At 51.0% G+C, this 19,763-nt stretch carries 20 protein-coding genes; 12 read left to right on the forward strand and 8 right to left on the reverse strand.

All coding sequences use genetic code 11. From position 1 onward, the window contains the following. The first annotated feature begins 85 nt into the window (after nt 1-85). Nucleotides 86-514: a molybdopterin-binding protein gene (locus IP582_RS19955; protein WP_107223858.1), complete on the forward strand. Its 429-nt coding sequence runs from the start codon at nt 86-88 to the stop codon at nt 512-514. A 29-nt stretch (nt 515-543) separates the two neighbouring features. Here the strand turns inward: IP582_RS19955 and IP582_RS19960 are convergent, their stop codons facing one another. Next, nucleotides 544-888: a nitrous oxide-stimulated promoter family protein gene (locus tag IP582_RS19960; protein WP_193794229.1), complete on the reverse strand. Its 345-nt coding sequence runs from the start codon at nt 886-888 to the stop codon at nt 544-546. 276 nt (nt 889-1,164) lie between these two features. Between IP582_RS19960 and IP582_RS19965 the strand changes: the two genes are divergently transcribed. From IP582_RS19965 to IP582_RS20000, 8 genes are all read left to right on the forward strand, one after another. Then, the gene (locus IP582_RS19965; protein WP_039077653.1) at nt 1,165-2,598 is read left to right on the forward strand and encodes a circularly permuted type 2 ATP-grasp protein; all 1,434 of its coding nucleotides are present in this window, start codon (nt 1,165-1,167) and stop codon (nt 2,596-2,598) included. After that, on the forward strand, nt 2,598-3,527 hold the full coding sequence (locus IP582_RS19970; protein ID WP_039077654.1) for an alpha-E domain-containing protein: 930 nt from the start codon (nt 2,598-2,600) through the stop codon (nt 3,525-3,527). Before IP582_RS19965 ends, IP582_RS19970 begins: the two co-directional genes overlap by 1 nt. Then, nucleotides 3,524-4,342 carry a transglutaminase family protein gene (locus IP582_RS19975; RefSeq protein WP_193794230.1) on the forward strand — a complete coding sequence of 273 codons (819 nt, stop codon included), beginning with the start codon at nt 3,524-3,526 and terminating at the stop codon, nt 4,340-4,342. The genes IP582_RS19970 and IP582_RS19975 overlap by 4 nt, the downstream gene beginning before the upstream one ends. Before the next feature lie 18 nt (nt 4,343-4,360). Continuing rightward, nucleotides 4,361-5,092, forward strand: coding sequence for a proteasome-type protease (locus IP582_RS19980; RefSeq protein WP_071194752.1), 732 nt, complete (start codon nt 4,361-4,363; stop codon nt 5,090-5,092). Nucleotides 5,093-5,128: 36 nt separating this feature from the next. Continuing rightward, nucleotides 5,129-5,548 (forward strand): hypothetical protein, encoded by a 420-nt coding sequence (locus tag IP582_RS19985; protein WP_193794231.1) that lies wholly within the window; start codon nt 5,129-5,131, stop codon nt 5,546-5,548. A 403-nt stretch (nt 5,549-5,951) separates the two neighbouring features. Continuing rightward, nucleotides 5,952-6,608 carry a GNAT family N-acetyltransferase gene (locus IP582_RS19990; protein WP_228007915.1) on the forward strand — a complete coding sequence of 219 codons (657 nt, stop codon included), beginning with the start codon at nt 5,952-5,954 and terminating at the stop codon, nt 6,606-6,608. A gap of 85 nt (nt 6,609-6,693) precedes the next feature. Further along, on the forward strand, nt 6,694-7,389 hold the full coding sequence (locus IP582_RS19995) for a response regulator (protein ID WP_039077659.1): 696 nt from the start codon (nt 6,694-6,696) through the stop codon (nt 7,387-7,389). Between the two features lie 179 nt (nt 7,390-7,568). Continuing rightward, nucleotides 7,569-8,486 (forward strand): bestrophin family protein, encoded by a 918-nt coding sequence (locus IP582_RS20000; protein WP_039077660.1) that lies wholly within the window; start codon nt 7,569-7,571, stop codon nt 8,484-8,486. A gap of 56 nt (nt 8,487-8,542) precedes the next feature. Here IP582_RS20000 and IP582_RS20005 read toward each other — a convergent pair whose 3' ends face one another. Both IP582_RS20005 and IP582_RS20010 read right to left on the reverse strand, forming a co-directional pair. Further along, the gene (locus IP582_RS20005) at nt 8,543-9,376 is read right to left on the reverse strand and encodes an MBL fold metallo-hydrolase (protein ID WP_193794233.1); all 834 of its coding nucleotides are present in this window, start codon (nt 9,374-9,376) and stop codon (nt 8,543-8,545) included. 18 nt (nt 9,377-9,394) lie between these two features. Then, entirely contained in the window at nt 9,395-10,186 is a 792-nt protein-coding gene (locus tag IP582_RS20010; protein ID WP_039077662.1) for an OBAP family protein, read from the reverse strand. 272 nt (nt 10,187-10,458) lie between these two features. Here IP582_RS20010 and IP582_RS20015 point away from each other — a divergent pair, with 272 nt between their 5' ends. Next, the gene (locus tag IP582_RS20015; RefSeq protein ID WP_039077663.1) at nt 10,459-11,391 is read left to right on the forward strand and encodes a nucleoside recognition domain-containing protein; all 933 of its coding nucleotides are present in this window, start codon (nt 10,459-10,461) and stop codon (nt 11,389-11,391) included. Between the two features lie 135 nt (nt 11,392-11,526). On the opposite strand, the gene IP582_RS20020 is transcribed toward IP582_RS20015, so the two are convergent. Further along, nucleotides 11,527-13,206, reverse strand: a complete 1,680-nt coding sequence (locus tag IP582_RS20020; RefSeq protein ID WP_193794234.1) for a glycoside hydrolase family 43 protein — start codon at nt 13,204-13,206, stop codon at nt 11,527-11,529. A 57-nt stretch (nt 13,207-13,263) separates the two neighbouring features. Next, nucleotides 13,264-14,703 carry an MFS transporter gene (locus IP582_RS20025; protein WP_193796315.1) on the reverse strand — a complete coding sequence of 480 codons (1,440 nt, stop codon included), beginning with the start codon at nt 14,701-14,703 and terminating at the stop codon, nt 13,264-13,266. A gap of 673 nt (nt 14,704-15,376) precedes the next feature. On the opposite strand from IP582_RS20025, the gene IP582_RS20030 reads away from it, so the two are divergent. Then, nucleotides 15,377-15,859: a hypothetical protein gene (locus IP582_RS20030; protein ID WP_228007916.1), complete on the forward strand. Its 483-nt coding sequence runs from the start codon at nt 15,377-15,379 to the stop codon at nt 15,857-15,859. Between the two features lie 114 nt (nt 15,860-15,973). On the opposite strand, the gene IP582_RS20035 is transcribed toward IP582_RS20030, so the two are convergent. Next, on the reverse strand, nt 15,974-17,452 hold the full coding sequence (locus IP582_RS20035) for an MFS transporter (RefSeq protein ID WP_193794235.1): 1,479 nt from the start codon (nt 17,450-17,452) through the stop codon (nt 15,974-15,976). 117 nt (nt 17,453-17,569) lie between these two features. Between IP582_RS20035 and IP582_RS20040 the strand changes: the two genes are divergently transcribed. Continuing rightward, nucleotides 17,570-18,580 carry a helix-turn-helix domain-containing protein gene (locus IP582_RS20040; RefSeq protein ID WP_193796317.1) on the forward strand — a complete coding sequence of 337 codons (1,011 nt, stop codon included), beginning with the start codon at nt 17,570-17,572 and terminating at the stop codon, nt 18,578-18,580. Between the two features lie 43 nt (nt 18,581-18,623). Here the strand turns inward: IP582_RS20040 and IP582_RS20045 are convergent, their stop codons facing one another. Continuing rightward, nucleotides 18,624-19,151 carry a GNAT family N-acetyltransferase gene (locus tag IP582_RS20045; RefSeq protein WP_193794236.1) on the reverse strand — a complete coding sequence of 176 codons (528 nt, stop codon included), beginning with the start codon at nt 19,149-19,151 and terminating at the stop codon, nt 18,624-18,626. Further along, complete coding sequence (locus IP582_RS20050; RefSeq protein WP_193794237.1) at nt 19,148-19,711, reverse strand: helix-turn-helix domain-containing protein; 564 nt, start codon at nt 19,709-19,711, stop codon at nt 19,148-19,150. The genes IP582_RS20045 and IP582_RS20050 overlap by 4 nt, the downstream gene beginning before the upstream one ends. Nucleotides 19,712-19,763: the final 52 nt, after the last annotated feature.

Below are 19,763 nucleotides of genomic sequence, written 5' to 3' on the forward strand. Positions count from 1 at the left end.
GCTATACCCATGATAAGAAAATGGGTATGGATAAACAGACAATGACCTGAGATAACTGACTCTTTCTCATTATCCCGGAGGCAACATGGCCGTTTCAGCTCGTAACCAACTTGTCGGTAAAGTCAGCGCAACCGCGCACGGTGCCGTAAACGATGAAGTGGAATTAACCCTCGCAGGAGGCGCGAAGCTTGTCGCTATCGTCACATCCAGCAGTAAGGAAGCGCTGGGTTTGAATCCCGGAAAAGAAGCCATCGCACTGATTAAAGCGCCGTGGATCACGCTGGCAACCGAGGACTGCGGCCTGAAATTCTCCGCCCGTAATCAGTTTGCCGGAGCGGTAAGCGCCGTGACCGAAGGGGCGGTAAATGCAACCGTACATGTCGCCACAGACGCCGGTTTTGAAATAGTGGCGGTAGTGACCAACGAAAGCTGTGAGGCGTTGCAACTGGCACCGGAAAAACGCGTCATTGCCCTGATTAAAGCATCGTCTATTCTTATAGCCACTCGCGCCTGAGAACAGATAACGCCGTGCCCGCCACGGCGTTATTTTTTAGGGCGGTATTTTTCCGGCAGTTCGGGAACAGGACGTTTGTCATCAATCAGATGACGGATAGTCAACACAGGGTGTCGCCACAGCATCCTCGGCCCGGCCCAGCGCATAATCTGCTTCATCTCTTCACGTTTAGCTGGCTGGTAACAGTGCACAGGGCATTGTTTGCAGGCCGGTTTCTCTTCGCCAAACACACATTTATCCAGCCGTTTATCCGCGTAATCATTCAACGCCTGATAGTGCGCTTCATCCGCCAGCGCCTGCGGACAGCGCTGCTGGTAAAGCGTAATCATAGAGCGAATGGTCAGTTTTTCGCGGCGAATGCGTTTTCCCGTCATCGTAGCCCCCCTTAAAAATGCATTTATTTTACATCTATAAACGAGTCAGGCGAACACTTATTACCGCTTTTCCGGCTGGTGCAGCCGTCTTTACACTTGCACCATCACTCCCCTTTTTCTGCCGCTTATACGCCATTGTGGTGCGCTTTTTCGCCACTTTCTCCTCATAACGGTGCGTCCCGCCTCGCCATAGCGTGATAAGCCGCGCTTTTGGTGCGCTGGCATGTTTTCTGCATTTTAACTCTATCTTCATCAAGCGGAATGCAGGGGATGACAATGATAAAAATGACGCTTCCGAGCGCGCCTTACTACGATGAAATGCTCACCGCAGAAGGTCAGCAGCGCCAGCATTATGACGCCTGGTGGCACTGGTTACAGCAAACTGACCAGCATGCCATTCACCAGAAGAAAGAGCAGGCCGAGCTGCTGTTTCACCGCGTCGGCATTACGTTTAATGTTTACGGTGAAGAAGGAGGAACAGAGCGTTTAATTCCATTCGACAGCGTGCCGCGTATCATTCCGGCCCACGAATGGCGGATGCTTGATGCAGGAATACGCCAGCGGGTAAAAGCGCTCAACGCCTTCTTGTACGACATCTACCACCACCAGCATATTCTCAATGCCGGAATTGTCCCCCGTGAGCAAGTGCTTGCTAATGAGCAGTATCAGCCCTGTATGCAGGGCGTCGATCTGCACAACAATATTTATGCCCATATCACCGGCATTGATATGGTCCGCGACAGTGACGGCGGGTACTACGTGCTGGAGGATAACCTGCGCACCCCATCCGGCGTCTCTTATATGCTGGAAAACCGTAAGATGATGATGCGCCTGTATCCGGATCTGTTTGCCAGTTCGCATATCGCGCCGGTCGAACGTTACCCCAGTTACCTGCTGCAAACCCTGCGTGAAAGCACGTACGTTGATGACCCCTGCGTGGTGGTGCTGACGCCTGGTCGCTTTAACAGCGCCTACTTCGAACACAGTTTTCTTGCCCAGCAAATGGGGGTAGAGCTTGTAGAAAGCGCCGACCTGTTCGTCAAAGAAGGCGGTGTCTATATGCGCACCACCGAAGGCCCGTGCCGGGTCGATGTTATCTATCGCCGTATTGACGATGCCTTCCTCGACCCGCTGGCGTTTCGCTCAGATTCAATGTTGGGTGTACCGGGCCTGTTGTCGGTCTATCGTTCAGGTGGCGTGGTGCTGGCCAATGCGATTGGCACCGGCGTGGCGGATGACAAATCCATCTATCCATACGTGCCGGACATGATCCGCTTTTATCTTTCTGAGGAGCCTATCCTCGGCAATATCCCCACCTGGCAGTGCCGTAAAGCCGAAGACCTGAGCTACGTGCTGGCCCATCTGGATGAGATGGTGGTGAAAGAGGTCCACGGCGCAGGCGGGTACGGCATGCTGGTCGGCCCCCGCTCAACCCGGGCGCAGATCGATGCGTTCCGTCAGCGGCTGCTGGCAAACCCCGGCAACTATATTGCACAAAACACGCTGGCGCTCTCTACCTGCCCGACCTTTGTCGAGGAAGGGCTGGCTCCACGCCACATTGACCTGCGTCCGTTTGCCCTGTACGGCGAAGAGATCAGGCTGGTGCCTGGCGGGCTGACCCGCGTGGCGCTGACCGAAGGATCGCTGGTGGTGAACTCCTCGCAAGGGGGTGGCACGAAAGACACCTGGGTGATGGAGGAGGATGAATAATGTTAAGCCGCACCGCCAGCGAACTGTACTGGATGGCCCGTTATCTGGAACGGGCAGAGAGCTTTGCCCGCGTCCTTGACGTGACCTACAAATTATCAATGATGCCGCGCCACAGCCAGCAACAGCATGATTTAGCCCTGCCGCTCAATCTGACGTTCGGGCATGAGCTGTTTCAGGAGCGTTATGCCCGGTTCAGTATGAATAATCTGCTGAATTTCTTTGCCCTTGATGGGCAGAACCCGAGCAGTATCTACAGTTGTATAGAAATGGCCTGGAACAACGCCCATGCCGTGCGCGGCAGTCTTTCATCGGAAGTGTGGGAGTGCATCAATACCACCCGTATCGATATCCGCAATCTGCGCCAGACCGGGGTGGATAAAATTGGTATCGACGCCTTTTTCGACTGGGTGAAAGAACGGGCGCATCTGTTCCGTGGCGCCATGTTCGGCACCCTGCTGCGTAACGACGCCCAGTGTTTTATCCGTATCGGTACCCTGATTGAGCGTGCGTTCGCCACCGCCCAGTTGCTGGCGCTAAAAGATCAGCAGCTCAGCAATGACCCGGATCCGGTACGCGAATATTACCGTCTTGATACGTTATTGCGTGCGGTGAGCGCCCGGGAGGCCTACCACAGTATTTATCGCCAGCCAATCAGCCGGGAAACCGTCACCGAATTACTGGTGTTTCGCAATGACGTGCCGCGCTCGCTGCATGCCTGCGTCGGCGACCTGGTTCAACAACTGGAGATGATTGGCAGCGAGCGGGCGCGCGTTCCGCTGCGTCTTGCCCATCAGTTGCATGTGGAGCTGCGTTTCGGCTCCCTTGATGATGCCCTGGCCGACGATCTTCAGGAGTGGTTAAACCGTTTTCTTACCAAAATCAATGAGCTGGCCGACAGTATCCGCCAGACCTATCTGGAGGCGTTATGAAACTGACCATTAATCACCTGACGCATTATCACTACGATGAAGAGGTGAAGTTCAGTACGCAGTATCTGCGTCTGACGCCGCAAACCTCTGGTCGCCAGTATATTAAGGAATGGAACCTGCTGTTGCCCGCCTCGGCGGTAGCGACGACCGATGCATACGGGAATCTGATGCATGTTTTAACCCTCGATCACCCTCATCAAGAGATAATCATTCATGCTCAAGGTGTGGTTGAGATCGCCGATAATGCAGAAGAAGAGGAAGAGATCAGCGAGTCACTCTCTCCACTGGTGTTCCTGCGCACGACTCCGTTAACCGACCCGGACTCGCCGATCCGCGAATTTGCCCGGCGTTATTACCGGGAAGAAGATGCGCCTGGCAGCCTGGAAGAATTGATGGCGGAATTACGCCTGAAAATGCCGTATACGCCCGGCGCCACCCAGGTTCACGACACCGCCGCCGTCGCTTTTGCCAAAGGAAAAGGGGTGTGCCAGGATCATACGCACGTTTTCCTGGCCTGCTGTCGTAGCCTGCGCATTCCGGCGCGCTACGTCAGTGGTTATGTTTACAGCCGGGATACCGAGCATGTGGCGATGCATGCCTGGGCAGAAGCCTGGCTTGATGGCCGCTGGCAAAGTTTTGATATCACTAATAACACGCGTGATCTGAACCAACATCTTCGCCTGGCGATCGGAATGGATTATCTGGATGCCTGCCCGGTGCGGGGTAGCCGTTTTGGCGGCGGCTGCGAAGAGATGTTTTCCGCTGCCGAGGTAAGTCTGTTTGAGCGACAACATCAGATGCAGCAGCAACAATGAATTAATAAAGGTATTTTAATGACTTACTGTGTGGCCATGCGTCTTTCCGACGGGCTGGTTTTTGCTTCCGATTCCCGCACCAATGCGGGTGTCGACCACATCGCAACGTTTAAAAAACTCCATGTGTTCAGCAAGGAGGGGGAACGGGTGCTGGTGATCCAGTCGGCGGGGAACCTGGCCACAACACAGAGTATTGTCAGCCTGCTTAACGAACGGATACAGGGCCAGCATACGCCAAACCTGATGCAGATGGGGACGATGTATGACGCCGCCACGCTGGTCGGGGAGACAGTGCGCGAAGTGATTCACCGCGACAGCGCGGCGCAGCAAAACAGCAGTACCAATTTTGGCTGCAATATGCTGCTCGGTGGGCAGATTGGCAACGAAGTCCCGCGCCTGTTTCATATCTATCCCGAAGGTAATTTCATTGAAGCGACGAATGACACCCCCTACTTTCAGATTGGCGAGAGCAAATACGGCAAGCCGATTATCGACAGGGTGTTGACGGTCGATACCCCTCTGGAGCACGCTATGTGCTGCGCCTTGATCTCCATCGATTCGACGTTACGCAGTAATCTGTCCGTCGGTATGCCGCTGGATGTCATGATTTATCGCGCGAATACCTATGATGCCAGCGAACAGCGACGCATCACGGAAAACGATCCCTATTTTACCGGTATCCGCAAAGCCTGGTCGGAAGGCCTGGTTAACACCTTCCGCCAGTTGCCGCCTTTTCCGGCGCAGGGCTAAGTTGGGCGAGACCTGTAATAAACAAAGAGCTTCTCAATGAGACTGGCAGTCATTAGCACATTATTTTTGCTTTCAGCGTCAACGTCCGTGCTGGCATCAACATCGAACGAAGAGACAGTCACGGCAGCGAAAGTCACCCTGGGCCAGGCGCTGTATAAGTCTGCGCTACTTACCGGCGCCATGCCGGAAGAAGGCAAAGCAGACCCGGCAAAAATGGGCCAAAAAATGGGGGCCGAAATGTCCGAGCGCATCAATAACGTGGTGATTGGCGGCCTGAATCAGGGGGCAAATTGCGACGACATCACCGCGAATATTCAAAAAAGTTTTGAGATCATGCAAAGGGACGCGGTCAACCAGTTCTCCTCCTCTTCCGCCATTAAAAAGGCACTGGATAATGTGCCGCTCAGCGCCGCACAGTACGCCGCTGCGGAATGCCAGAATTTAACCAGTCAGTAATATATTGTTCGATCCCGGCGGTGAAAGCCGCTGAGGTCACTCTTCTGCCCCCCTTTCCGGTATTGTTAACAAGTACTACACTGGCACAATAATAGTGATAAAACCCATTCCAAAGAAAATATTAACACGTATGCTATTCCATATTTTTATTACGGTAATTTTTCTTATGGTCGCTAAAAAAAATACCAGATGGATGAAATATACGTCCGCTTAATAATTACGCTTTATGCCGCGAAATTATTTTATTAACGGGAAACACGATCATGATCGTATTATTGATAAGCTACCATTGATATAATTAGCATTACAATGCAATGGTTTTTAATTCAATGAGAATGACCTTCATTTAAGGGGGCATATTATGCAATACCGAAATAGCTACGGCCAGTGCCTGGGGCAGGAAATGCAAGACTGGACGCCCAGAAACACCCCTGAAAAATTCTCCCTTAGCGGAAATTATTGCATGGTTACGCCGCTGTCTGTCGATCATGCAGAAGATTTATTTCATGCCTGGCAAAGTATTGATGATGATCGTGACTGGACCTATTTACCAGGAAAGCGACCTGCCACCAAAGAGGCGTGTTATAACTATTTTCGCGAGCTTATCGGCGCAAAAAATGGCATGCACATGTCGGTTATTGATAAAAATGACGACACCGTGAAAGGCATTTTCTGCATCACAAGGATTAATCCACTACACGGCACGTTCGAGCTTACGGATATCAACTGGACGCCAGCGTTAAAAAAAACACGCATCAGCACCGAAGCAATCTATTTAGTATTGGCTTATTTTATTGATGCGCTCCACTACCGCAGATGTGAATGGCGTACAAACATTTTCAATGACGGGGCGATTAAAGCTGCCGAGCGCTTCGGCTTTCGCAAAGAAGGAATATTGCGGGACAAAAAAGTGACTAAAGGCCACTCGGAAGACCTCGCGCTGTTCTCAATCATCGCCAGCGAATGGCACGATTTAGAGATCCCGATCAAAGCCTGGCTGAGAGAGAATAATTTCGACGGTATGGGACGGCAGTTGAAAAAACTTAAGGATTTCCGCTAAGTAAACCGCCGTGGCCCCTGATATCGCAAAGCCGTTGCCCAGGGTATCATCATGCTTAACAGGTTCTGTGCAACAGGAAGAGGCGATGAGTCAACGTCGGGTGCTGATAATTGAAGATGATGCCGATGCGGCGGGCGTTCTTGAGGCCTATCTTAAGCGGGAAAATTTCGACATTGCGATTTGCGGCGACGGACGCATCGGGCTTGATATGGCGCGGCAGTGGAAACCGGACCTTATTCTGCTTGATATCATGCTGCCGTCAATGAACGGCAGCGAAGTGCTGGCCGCAGTGCGTCGCGACGGGCTTACGCCTGTCATTATGATTTCGGCGATGGGCGATCTTCCCGATAAAATTGGCGCCCTGCGCTACGGTGCGGATGATTACATCGTCAAACCCTACGATCCCAAAGAGGTGGTTGTGCGGGTCCAGGCTGTATTGAGACGCTGTCATCATCAGGCTGAATCGCAAGAGATCCTGCGCTGGCAAGGTCTGGAAGTCGACACCACAGCAATGACCGCCACGGTAACGGTCGACCATCAAAAACCGGTTTTACTTGAGCTGACGCCCACCGAATTTTCATTATTAACCCTGCTTATGCGCTCACCCGTTCGCGCCTGGTCGCGCCTTTCATTACTGGAACAGTGCCTCCCGGAAAGCGATGCTCTTGAGCGTGTCGTGGATACCCATATTTATAATCTGCGCAAGAAACTCGAATCCGCCGGGATCACAGAGGTGCTGCTCAACGTGCGTGGCATCGGCTACCGGTTCCGACAGCCATAACTCCTCCGGCCGATCGTGTCGCACCCGGTCTGCGGGTGCGTGATGCCTTACTAAGCCCTGCGTTCTACCTCCTCCTTTCGCATCAGCTTGCGGGAAAATCCGATCAGGCTACAATTCCCGCGCCGGATTCACACCGGCCACCTGCAAACAATAAAACAATAGACCGTCAAGGAATCCGTATGATCATACGTCCACCCCAGAGCTGGTTTGTGCGGCTCTTTAACTGGCATGGCTCCGTGCTATCGATGATTATCTTCCGGCTGGGACTGAACCTGTTCATGTCTATCGTGGCGATCATTGCCTGGCCGTACTACGAGAATTTGAACATTCACCTGACCGTTGCCCCGTTTAGCCTGCTGGGTATCGCCATTGCCATATTTCTTGGCTTTCGTAACAACGCCAGCTACAGCCGTTACACCGAAGCGAGAATGATCTGGGGTTCGGTGACGATCACCTCCCGCAGCCTGATGCGGCAGACCGTCAGCGCCCTGCCTGACGATACGGCAATCCAGCAGAAGCTTTCCCACTACCTGACCGCGTTCAGTTGGTGTCTGAACCACCAGCTTCGCCAACAAGATGCCACCCAGGATATGCAACGTTTGCTGCCTGCGGACGCGGCGGCCGAGGTGATGAAAAGCACTTCGGCCTGTCATCGCATCCTGATTTTCATTGGCAAGGAGTACGCCAGCCTGCGCCGGGAAGGCAAGATCAATGATTTTGTCTGGCAGAATATTGATGAGAATCTTAACGAGCTGTCGCGTTGCCTGGGGGGCTGCGAGCGTATCGCCAACACGCCGGTTCCCTTCGCTTATGCGTTGATTTTACAGCGTACGGTCTATCTGTTCTGTACCCTTCTGCCGCTGGCGCTGGTGTCCGACCTTCACCTGATGACACCGTTTGTTTCAGCGTTTATCTCTTACGCTTTCCTGTCATGGGATTCGATTGCCGAAGAGATGGAACATCCGTTTGGCACACACCCCAATAACCTGGCACTGAACGCCATCTGCACCACGATAGAACGCAATCTGATGGATATCACCGGGCAAAGTCCGCTGCCGCCATTGCCTGTACCGGATAAGCGTTTCAACCTGATTTAAACGACCACTCATGCGGTTATCGCGACCTGAAACGGGTCGCGATTACACCGACGCGCTTAGTGTTCGGGGGCCGCTAATGTCTGCAACTCTTGCGCATCATGGCTACAGAAAAAGGTAATTTCATCGCCGTGGCGGCAGGAAAGCGCCCGAAGTCGCTGCTGATTATGGCGTCTGGCATCATTATCCATTGCCATCATCCACTGATAAAAACGCAGGCCCGGCGTACAGTGGCGCGTTGGTTGTCGCATTTCGCCACGATAAAACCATGCATCGCCACCGTGCAGCAGCCAGCCCTGCGGCTGGCGAATGGCAATGCCCGCATGCCCCAGCGTATGACCCGCCAGCGGAACCAGCAGGATGTCTGGCAGCAATCTTTCAAGCGCGGTCACCGCCTCGAAGCCATACCAGTTCTCCCCTTTTGGCTGGTAGCCAACCCAGCCGGAAGTTCCGCCCCACTGTCCGGGTCGATAGCGTTCACGTGCAAGCCAACTGTGGCGCTGATGCGCGGTATCTATCTCTTGTTGCAACAGATGTATCCGGGCGTGAGGAAAGTCGGTAAGCCCACCCGCATGGTCAAAATCAAGATGTGTCAGAATAATATGCCGCACATCCGCCGCGTTAAACCCGAGCGCTTCTATACGTGCAAGCGCCGTCAGCTCTTGCCGCCGTTGGATATTATTCATCAGGCGGAAAAAGCCAGACAAACGCTGGCCGGGGTGGCGTATATCGTCACGACCGAACCCCGTATCCACCAGAATCAGCCCATCCCGGTCCGTTTCAATCAGCAAACAGTGGCAGACCAGATGCGCGTGAAGCCCTTTACTAAACCCATCATAAAACGCGCCGCCAAACGGGCACATGCAACCACAGTTGAGGTGGTGAATTTTCATTAGGCCTCCGGATCATAGTCACTTTGCCTGCAGGGTTTGCTCGGATGCGCCAAAATGCGCGGTTTCGCCCTGTGCATGCTCACCGCCGCCGGTTGTCCGCTTGAGTTGAATCACCTCGCCGCGTTGCCATGCGTTAGCGCCGTCAACGACAGGGTGGGCCACCAGATCTTCACGCTCACGCTTGATAGCCTGCGTTTGCACATTAAACCGACGGTCTCTGTCTGCCAGTAGCCGGGGATCAAGCTGCCCTTCCCCGGTAAAGCCCATCATTAGCGCCGGAATACCCAACGGTAGGGTCTTGTCACGATCGGTATGCCAGGTGTGCCAGGTTTTCCCGTACGTATTCACAATCTTTTTCATCAGTGACTTATCCGCCACTGCCGGTAAACCAGGGGCAATGAGACTCCCGGACTTCACTTCATACTGGTGGCTATGCCAAAGCTTTTTTTCTTCTGGCGGCAGGGTCTTAAATAAACGTTCGCTAATGATGTACTCAACGCCCATCAGCCGGGCATCTTTGGTGTTGCTGTCATAAATCACGGCCTGCATGACATCGTCATTAAGCACCGTCACATAGTGATGGGCTTCCATCTGGCCATTTTTATCGCCGTTATAGAAATGGAACCCGTCGAGGTAGGCGCTTATCGCATCGACTGGCGGGCGGGATTGAATCATTTGCGCACCGGTTTCGAGGGTACGCATTTGGGCAGAGGTTTTTTCGCCGGGAACGGGGGTTTTCGGCGGCGAATTATTCGCCCCACATCCCGCTAACGCCAGGCTTGTTAACATCAATAGAGATAATGGTTTCATCCGCTCTCCTCAGCACAGTGACATTATTGAACGTAGTACACTAAAGGAGATTGAACGATAAAAATCTTAAACTAAGCGGGATAATAAAAATAATAAGCTAGAGAATTATCGCATTTGGCATGATATTCCCCAATGCGTCAGACGTTCTCCTTATGTCCTTCAGCCAACAAAGCGTCACTTCCATCCGACTAAATTATAAAAGCACGACATGGATTTTACTTACTGTCGCGGAGGTGTAGATTGCCTTGCGTGGATCTTCACTGGATAGCTTAATGAATATTATTGATGTCATTATGTCAGCAGGAAAGGCGTCTGTTGATGTTGCGCTTTACACGCTTATTCCCGTCATGGTTGTTATGCTCATCGTGATGAAATACCTGGAAGCAAAAGGCGTCGTCGATGCCGTTGTTCGGCTGACCGCGCCAGTGCTCAAGCCCTTTGGTATTTCCGGGATCGCCATCTTCGCCCTGATACAACTCAATTTCGTCAGCTTTGCCGCCCCCATTGCCGCCCTGGCCATTATGGAAAAAAGAGGCACCTCAGAGCGCCAGCTTGCCGCCGCGCTGGCAATGTTATTTGCGATGGGCCAGGGCAATGTCTTCTACCCGTTGATCCCTTACGGGCTGCACTGGGGAAACGCCATCATCATTTCGATTTTTGGTGGGCTGGTCGCCGCTGCGGTCACTTATCATCTGTTCGGGAAAAAACTTTCCAGCACCGTTCAGAACGCGGCACCTGCCGAAGCGTTTAACGATAAATCATCGTCCAGTCTGATCGGTATCATTAATGGCGCGGGGGCAGATGCGATACGCCTGGCGCTGGGCTCGCTCCCCATGTTGCTGCTCTCGCTGACCATCGTCGGCATACTAAAAGAAGCGGGAGCGATAGACATTCTGACCCGGCTACTCTCGCCGCTGATGGCCTATTTCAGCCTTCCCGAGGTGTATGTGCTGCCAACGCTGACCAAGTGTCTGGCGGGTGGAACAGCCTACTTCGGGGTGATGTCAGAGCTTCTGCGAAAAGGGCTGGTGACGCCAGAACAGATGAACGCCTCGGCGGGCTTTCTGATCCAGACCTTCGACTTGCCAGGTATCGGGATTTACCTTGGGATCGCCAGCCGGTTTGTCAGGCTTTTCCGCTATGTCATCCCCGGTGTGATTGTCGGGATCGCGGTGCGCAGCATCATCCATACCCTGTTGTATTAGCGATAAGCGACCTGTTTACCTGCTAAAAAAAGGATTACCGGCCCCCTACTGACCAGTAATCCTTTTAGGGTCATCGCTAACGTTTTTTGCCTTGCAGTAATGCTCTCGGGATTTAACTGAACCTGCGTTTAGCCGTTAACAAAAGCGTGATTCGCTCCCCTTCCAGCTATAAGTGTCATTTGCAACTAACGAATCACCCAGTTCCTGGTAAGCGAAATGGTAAAACTCTGCGCTGGCGCCATAGCCAGAGTAATCCACTACCGCCAGACCAACGAACGCCCCGGTAAAGAACCCACCATAACTTTGTAGAACATAATCATCAGAAAGAATGGCGGCATCCAGTTTGACCGGGATTTCAGTGAATTTCACCCCATCAAAACTGTATTCATAGGTATAAGTTTGCTTACGAACTTTGGTGCGGAACCAGACATACTCAACGCCTTCCGGGATCTTGATGGCCTCATCTTTCAGATACGAGGTATATTTCCCGCGATTATTCTCAGCTATTTCGATCACTGATCCATTAATTTCATTCCAGGTGATGAAAACAAAGCTCCAGTGACGATCGTTATAGTAATTCGTTAACCCTGCCATTTGTTGATAATTAAACGGGTTAAATTTCACTTTAACTTGAGCATCAAAATAAAAAGCCTGCCAGCGTCGGGCAATAAGCGAGAGGTCATGGGTATTTGCTAACGAACCTTGCCCGACTAAGGTTAATTTCCCATCCCCCGTGGTACCCATTTTTTCGCTGAACGGGACACGGAGTGTATTCCAGTTGGGATCGAGCGTTGCGGTTTTAAACTCGTCATACTGGCTATGGTCTTTTGCGCTTTCGGTGTAAATGGCATCGACGGGGCCTTCAACAAAGGTTTTCCCCCCGTGGCCGCCTTCGATACGCGGCCAGCCCTCTTCATCCCAAAATACTTTCTGGAGAGACGTTTCCCGGCCCAGGGTTGACCAACCGCGAGGATCATAGGCGGACTCACCGGCACGATTCCATGGACGAGCGCAGAGCGAAGCGTAATACCATTCACCTTTGGGCGTCGAAACCAACGCGCCATGCCCCTGTTTTTGGATGTAGCTGTCCGGGGTATCGACGTTCGTTAAGAAAACGTCGCCGGGCTCTGTTTCAAAACTATTGGCATCCAGGGTTTTCGAACGCGCAACCACCTCCTGGTGGGTGAAAACGGTGCCTCCCTGAGCGGCAAAGAGATAATAATATCCGTTTATTTTGTAGAGATGCGGCCCCTCAACAAGTGCAACGGCAGTGCCCCGATAAAGGGTACGCGCGGTTTCTGGTTTCAATTTTAGGGTGCGGGTATCAAACTCAGTCAGCGTGATGCCGTCAAAGGGGTGATGGTATTCCCGATGGTCCCAGGTTTGTTGAACTAAATATTTACGGCCATCGTCGTCATGGAAAAGTGACGCGTCAAAACCGACGCCATTAAGCTTAATGGGATCTGTCCAGGGCCCGCGAATGTCGGTTGCGGTGGACAGGTAGTTTGTCATGTCTTTAAAGGCACCCTCTGTGACTTTGACATCCGTATACACTAACCAGAATTTGCCGTCAGCATAAGAGAGATCCGGTGCCCAAATCCCACCAGAGGAAGGATTGCCTTTCATATCTAACAGCGCGGTGGTAGACAATGGCGACGGCAGAAGATTCCAGTGTTCCAGGTCTTTTGACTCATGTAAACGAACGCCAGGGAACCATTCAAATGTGGAGTTCGCAATATAGTACGTGTCGTCTACACGGATAATACTTGGGTCTGGGTTAAATCCAGGTAATATAGGGTTTTGAATAACTGACATATCGTTTACCTTTTTAAATTATCCATTTTGTATTTATTATCATTTTTAATTTTTGAACTATACACGAATCTCATCAAGTTGACGGTTGATATCATTGACAGTGTCATCTGAAATTGGATAGAAGTGAATGGCAACCATCGACATAATGGCTAACACCACCGGGATCCAGATAGCCGTCATATTTATTCCGGCGATAGCATTGGCATGCTGATATACACTGGTTTCGTTAAAGCCATAACCGGCCAGTAACCACAGAGGAAGCGCGCCGCCAATCGTAAAACCTATCTTGAAGAAAATGCCCATAATCGCGTTAATGATTGCGGCATTTCGCTTGCCTGATTTCAATTCGCCATAGGCAATCACTTCCGGAACAAGCGCCCACATAAAGCCAGTAGCCGATGTTAAGCCCCACTGTTTAATAAAGGTGGCGATGTACGCAAGCCAGAGGGCATCATGCATTCCGCCGAGTGACCAAATGTAAGTGAGAAATTCACCGACAATAAACATGCCCAGGAAAAGATGGAAAAAACCTTTTTTACCGAAAATCTTCTTAAGTTTTGGCCAAAAAACCGGGAATAAGATACCAGGGATTGAGGCTACCAGACCCACAGCCCCCATCCATTCTGAGTGGCCGACAACAAACTGATTGAAAAAGCCATTAGCCGTGTTCATGACAAACATGAAGGTAAAGGCCAGCATGAAAAATAATCCGAGAATAACCAGCGGTCGGTTATTTTTGAGTTCAAGGAAGAGGTCTGTCGTTTTTACGTTAGCTGTTTGTTCTTCGGTAGCGACGACGCGTTCTTTGGTTAATTTATAGCAAAGGAAAAGAGCAACAGCCCCAATAACCATATAAATAGAGTAAACACCAAACCAGGCGTAGTTAGCAGAAGGATCGGTATAATTCCCCAGATTGAGATGTAGACCAAAAAAACCCGTATCCTTGAGGCTTCTATCTTTTGGCGCAGCCATTTGCACAAACATAGGGAACAGCGTGTAGACAAGCAGATTGGCACTGTTGGCCAGCATCATTCGTGTACTTGTAAGCTTATCAATTGACTCAGGATCCCTTGTTAATGAAGCATTAAGAGAACCATAAGGGATATTTACAACGGAATAGACTAAATCCAGGGCAAGGTAAATAATAAAAGCAAAGGGAACTGAACCTCTCACCCCAGGAATTGGGGCAAAGAGTAAAGCAGAAAGAATAACGAGAGGAATGCCTGCTCTTAAAAGCCAGGGGCGATATTTACCAGCTTTTGAACTTCTTTTGTCAACATAGGTTCCTACCATCGGGTCCCAAATGACATTGATGATACGGACAAAAAGAAATATAAACCCTGCGGTTGCTGTACTGATCGTATTCACAGTGAGCATGTGAAGAGCAAGGAAACCACCTATCGTACCAAAAACCAGGTTTTGGGCAAAGTCGCCCATCCCATAACCAATGCGTTCCACACGAGTTAACTTATGATACTCATCATGTCGATTGTGTATTAAGTTTTCACTCATTTTAATCACATCTCCGGTTTGTTTTATAAATGAGGAATACTTTCTGACACAGGTAAGCCCGCAAAATCCATTACGTTTTTGGATTAAGTAATTATGTTTTTTTACTAGTGTGATCATTAGAACAAAGGACTTATACAAGCCGCACAACCCCGATGTTGACTGGTAATTTTCTGATAATACTTGCGGCAGATGAACGTACCAGGTAAAACCGACATTTTATTTCAGCGCTTTTCACCTCTAAAAGCGAGAACGCCAGATGACTCCTGGCGCTTTGAATACCTTGCCGCATTATTTTTGCGACATTGCTCACAATTAAGCATTCTGTTAGCCATCGAGTGAAATAACGTAATTGAACGACCGGCCAGGAGAACAGAGGATGTAGGCGGTCATCGTTTATTCATGGTTTCGTTCATGCACAGAAACGTTCGCGATATATTGCCATCGTGCTTCATTGCTCAACACATTAATACTTAGCATGGTTAATGGTGCTGGTGAGAGGCTGTCGTTTTTATTTCTGACCTGTTGTGTCGTTGCAATGCGTTGAGAATCTCCAGACGCACAGTAATGTCAATGCGGCTTCGGATTTGTATAGTGATACGACAGGCGTCTATGCTGGCAGCACAATAGCAGCACGAGAAATAAGCGGATACCAGGATTAATGATGTTCAGGCAGCTCGATAACGTTACGCTTCAAATCAGAGAAGAACCCACAACGACAGCGATGGGGAAATACGAGGTGCTGATTGCTGAAAACGGGACAGGTATTACTGTTCCGGTTCAGATACTGGAGGCTGCTGTTCAGGTGGATGACAAACGGCTGTTGTTATTCCTTACTGATGATACGCCCTTCGAGGAAATGCTTAATATTGCGCTGATTGATCTGGATAATGGGGTGAAAGAGATGCTGACGCTGGGTGGCGCGTACCTGACAGGATCGTTTGCAGACCTGCATATAGCGCCGAATGCCGTTGAATTCAGCTTTATTGGTGAGACAACATGGCGGGTTGAAATCCCCCCGTCACCCTTTGTGAAACTATCCTTTACTGGCGATCCACGCGGTGTTTCGCGGTCTGTAGCCGTGAAATATTACATTAAAATTACTGCCAACCCTCCACCCGCGCGGATAGACGGTAGTCGGTAAAGGTGGAATAAGCTGACAGTGTCGGTGTTGCCTGTTACGGTGTTGCCTGTTACGGTATTGCCATCATGGTTTTCCCGGATGGCGGTGCAGGCACCTTACCCGGGCTACACGTGCTTAATCAGGGCATGAGGTTACTCGTCCGCACGCCGCCTTCGTTTTCAGGTTAAACAATAAATAGCTCGCCAGAGACAGGCAACCTACCCCCACGGCCCCGTATATCAGCACGCCGGAAAAGCCTTCGGTAAGCACCGCAGTAATGATATCGCGGCTCAGCGAAACCTCAGCCCCACCGGCTATGCGTTCTGCCAGTACAGACTTGTCGCTCACGGTGTTCATATGGTTTTGCAAACTTTCGGCTATCCCCGAGACCAGAAGGCTTCCCATGACGGCAATATTGATGGAAAGCGTGATGAAGCGCGCGCTGATATCAATCCCGGATGCCATTCCAACGCGGTCAGGCTCGACGGCACCCGTGGTAGCGTTAGTGACTGGCGTATTGGTCAATCCCAAAGCGATCCCTGAAAGCAGAGCTCCAGGCAGCAAACTGCGCTGATATGTGACGGCCAGCGCCATCAGCGCAAACCCCAGGCCTATACAAAATAGCCCCAGCGGAATGACGCGCGAAGCGTTGAATCGCAGCGCTAATTTTTCCCCCAATGGCGGCATTAATAATGTCGGCAGCGTGTAGGCCAGAAGCGCCATGCCGGTCGCCATACTGCTGTACCCAAGCCCACTTTGATAATAAACCGGCAGATAAATCATCAGCGGCCAGAAGCTGAAATTCATGCCAATCGCCCCCATAAGCGCACCGGAAAAAGGCCTTATGCGAAACACAGAGAAATCAAACATGGGGTGTGAATGCCGTGTCTCAATAATTACAAAGAGTGCGGAACTGATTAAGGTCGCAAGAAAAATTAATCGCACTTCCAGGCTACTCCAGCCGATACTCCCGCCCTGAGTAATAAGCCAGGTAACACCAACAACGCTCATCGTCAGGGTCATTAAACCAGCAACGTCGAGTTTTTTTGTCGTGTTATCACGTGATTCCACGACGTTGTTTAACGCCAGAACCAGGGTGAGCAAAGCAATAACCCCATGCACCAAAAATACCCATTGCCAGCTAAACCACGCCACTAATATCCCGCCAATAATGGGGCCGAATCCAAGCCCAAATCCAAAGGTGATCCCCCAGGCGGCAAACGCCCGGCTACGTGCTTTTCCTTGTGGAAACTGGAACGACAGTATGGCGATAAGACTGGTTAGCATCGCGCCGCCGCTTAATCCCTGCAAGAAACGCCCAATGATAAGCCAGAATGCGCTTTCAGCCATGCCGCATATTACCGAGGTCAGGCCAAAGCCAATGATGCTGATAATAAAAATACGTTTACGCCCATATCTATCCGCTAATGTGCCGGTCGCCATTAATACCGCCGTGCATGAGAGAGTATAGGCATTCATGATCCATTGCAGCTCGCGAAAATTGGCCTGCATCTGCTTTTCCAGCACGGGCAAAATAACCGGAACACTGGATATTTCCAGTCCCGACATTAATGCGGCCAGACACACCGCCATCAGCGCTAAGATGTTCTTCATACTCAGTTCCTGTGAAACGTTAACAGGACGCCAGCATGAAAGATTTACGTGGCAGTAGAAATCCATGCCCGTGTCAGTTATCGTCAAGATCGTGCCATTTTCAGCAACAAGGTTTCTATGCAGATCGCCGCCCCCCTTCACCGCCCTTCTTTTACGCTTAAAAACCATCGCATGGTGCTGCTGGCATATGAATGCCTCTGCACATTTGAATTTGGTATTGCCGCCGAAGCATTTGGACGCGTTGATGAGGTGCTGGGTCGCCCCCTTTATGATCTGCGTGTGGCGTCGTTAGAAGACGGTGCTTTTGGCGCACAGGGGGGTGTTCGAATGGTGGTTGATGGCGGACTGGAACTGCTGGAAGATGCCGGAACCATTGTCATTCCCGGCTGGCGCAACGTCTATGAATCGGCCCCGGAAAAGCTTATCGCGGCATTACAAAAGGCCTACCAGAAAGGCACACGGCTTGTCGCGATTTGTGCCGGGAGTTTTATACTCGCAGAGACGGAATTACTGAACGGCAAACGCGCGACTGCCCACTGGAACAGCACAGAAATTCTTGCGCAGAGGTTTCCTGAGGTGCAGGTGGAACATAGCATGATCTATGTTGATGAAGGCAGTATCGTCACCTCGGCGGGCGGCGCTGCGGGTGTCGATTTATGCCTGCACCTTATCCGGCGCGATTACGGTATTGAAGTCGCCAATCGCTGTGCGCGCCGAATGATTACCCCGCCCCTGCGGGAAGGCAGCCAGGCGCAGCTCATCCAACAACCCGTTCCGCAACGTCAGACCAAAAGCCTCGCGCCATTGCTGGACGATTTGCGCAATCACCTCAATACGCCCATGGTGATTGAGCAACTGGCTCGTAAAGTGGGCATGAGCCGTCGAACCTTTATACGTCGATTTTATGACGCCACCGGCACCTCACCAGGGGAGTGGATGCTCAGCGTTCGTCTTGAAAAAGCCTGTAGTCTCCTGGAAAGCGAAAGGCTAAGCATCGATCATGTTGCAGAGCAGGCCGGGTTCGGCTCGCCTGAAACGCTGCGCCATCATTTCAGACGGCGCTTTAAAACGACGCCAACGCAATGGCGTAAGGCATTCCGCGAGCGAGCAATGATGCCCGCCTGCTGATACAGACAGTGCCATTGCCCACGGCTTTTATTTTTAGCGGTAATCATCTATCTGGATTATTAATTTTGTACATAAACGTTGTGGTATGAAGGGTATTATCGATAGACCTTGCGTAACAGGGTATCGTCCCGGCTATCTGCCAGCCCAGGGAAAGATATAAATCGCTGGCGACATCGCCACTGCGTGTATCAAGAACGAGCAATGAGATCTCTTTTTCCCAGGCCATAGCCTCTGCCCGATTCATTAACTCTCTGGCAATCCCCTGACGACGCGCCTGCGGGTGAACAAGCAGTTTGGATATTTCAGCACGATGACGCCCATTGGGCGTTCTGCAATAGTTAATGATAACGGTTGCCGCTAAAAACCCGTTATCGCGGGCGATAAATAACTCGCAGTCGTGACTGGCAAGACTATAAATTTTATCTTTCCAGAAGCTATCTATTGCCCGACGATCGTTGGGATCGGTAAAACCTACGCTTGCTCCATCCTTTACACAAGCCTCTAATACGTCACCTAATTCCGGTAAGCACTGATGCGCCTGTGTAGCACTGAGAATTTCATATTCAATCATGATTTACATACCACCAAAATGTAATGGGCACCGAGGCTTTCATGAGCGCGAAATGATGAAGAGCCTGATAAATGAAAACGTAAAGTGTCACCTTCTTTCAAGGTCCATTGTTCACTGTTCATCGCAATGGTTAATTCACCGGAAGATAACCATATGTATTGTTCAAGCCCCTGAACGGGAGGGTTTGAATATTCAATAAAAGCACCCGGACGCAATTTTCCTTCAACCATCTCGCATCTGAATTGATTAGACGGGGGTATTAACATGCGTCGCTCAAACCCATTAAGCTCATCCTGCCACAAGGTTTGTTGGTCAACCCTGAACAGATTATCCGCAGCCTGTTCAACCTCGCTAATAAGCCGGGACATCGTCATTCCGTATACAATACAGAGTTGGTTGAGGACCTCTGCTGTTGGGCTGACTTCACTGCGTTCAATGCGTGACAAGGATGCCCTGCTGATGCCTGACGCAGCGGAAAGCTCCTCAAGCGACCAGTTATGTTGTAAGCGCAGCGCCGCCAGGCGTGCGGCTAATCGTGCTCTGTAATCTTCATTGTTCATGATGCATCTCATTTTAGAGAATTTATTCCCATAAATGAGATTACCGATTACT

Origin of the sequence: Citrobacter sp. BDA59-3 (genome assembly GCF_015167655.1) — a bacterium.
In the GTDB taxonomy this organism is placed as follows: Bacteria; Pseudomonadota; Gammaproteobacteria; order Enterobacterales; family Enterobacteriaceae; genus Phytobacter; species Phytobacter diazotrophicus.

Coding starts and splice junctions, on each gene's coding strand:
- IP582_RS19955 (WP_107223858.1), top strand. CDS start 86: ATGGCCGTTTCAGCTCGTAACCAACTTGTCGGTAAAGTCAGCGCAACC.
- IP582_RS19960 (WP_193794229.1), bottom strand. CDS start 888: ATGACGGGAAAACGCATTCGCCGCGAAAAACTGACCATTCGCTCTATG.
- IP582_RS19965 (WP_039077653.1), top strand. CDS start 1,165: ATGATAAAAATGACGCTTCCGAGCGCGCCTTACTACGATGAAATGCTC.
- IP582_RS19970 (WP_039077654.1), top strand. CDS start 2,598: ATGTTAAGCCGCACCGCCAGCGAACTGTACTGGATGGCCCGTTATCTG.
- IP582_RS19975 (WP_193794230.1), top strand. CDS start 3,524: ATGAAACTGACCATTAATCACCTGACGCATTATCACTACGATGAAGAG.
- IP582_RS19980 (WP_071194752.1), top strand. CDS start 4,361: ATGACTTACTGTGTGGCCATGCGTCTTTCCGACGGGCTGGTTTTTGCT.
- IP582_RS19985 (WP_193794231.1), top strand. CDS start 5,129: ATGAGACTGGCAGTCATTAGCACATTATTTTTGCTTTCAGCGTCAACG.
- IP582_RS19990 (WP_228007915.1), top strand. CDS start 5,952: ATGCAAGACTGGACGCCCAGAAACACCCCTGAAAAATTCTCCCTTAGC.
- IP582_RS19995 (WP_039077659.1), top strand. CDS start 6,694: ATGAGTCAACGTCGGGTGCTGATAATTGAAGATGATGCCGATGCGGCG.
- IP582_RS20000 (WP_039077660.1), top strand. CDS start 7,569: ATGATCATACGTCCACCCCAGAGCTGGTTTGTGCGGCTCTTTAACTGG.
- IP582_RS20005 (WP_193794233.1), bottom strand. CDS start 9,376: ATGAAAATTCACCACCTCAACTGTGGTTGCATGTGCCCGTTTGGCGGC.
- IP582_RS20010 (WP_039077662.1), bottom strand. CDS start 10,186: ATGAAACCATTATCTCTATTGATGTTAACAAGCCTGGCGTTAGCGGGA.
- IP582_RS20015 (WP_039077663.1), top strand. CDS start 10,459: ATGAATATTATTGATGTCATTATGTCAGCAGGAAAGGCGTCTGTTGAT.
- IP582_RS20020 (WP_193794234.1), bottom strand. CDS start 13,206: ATGTCAGTTATTCAAAACCCTATATTACCTGGATTTAACCCAGACCCA.
- IP582_RS20030 (WP_228007916.1), top strand. CDS start 15,377: ATGATGTTCAGGCAGCTCGATAACGTTACGCTTCAAATCAGAGAAGAA.
- IP582_RS20035 (WP_193794235.1), bottom strand. CDS start 17,452: ATGAAGAACATCTTAGCGCTGATGGCGGTGTGTCTGGCCGCATTAATG.
- IP582_RS20040 (WP_193796317.1), top strand. CDS start 17,570: ATGCAGATCGCCGCCCCCCTTCACCGCCCTTCTTTTACGCTTAAAAAC.
- IP582_RS20045 (WP_193794236.1), bottom strand. CDS start 19,151: ATGATTGAATATGAAATTCTCAGTGCTACACAGGCGCATCAGTGCTTA.
- IP582_RS20050 (WP_193794237.1), bottom strand. CDS start 19,711: ATGAACAATGAAGATTACAGAGCACGATTAGCCGCACGCCTGGCGGCG.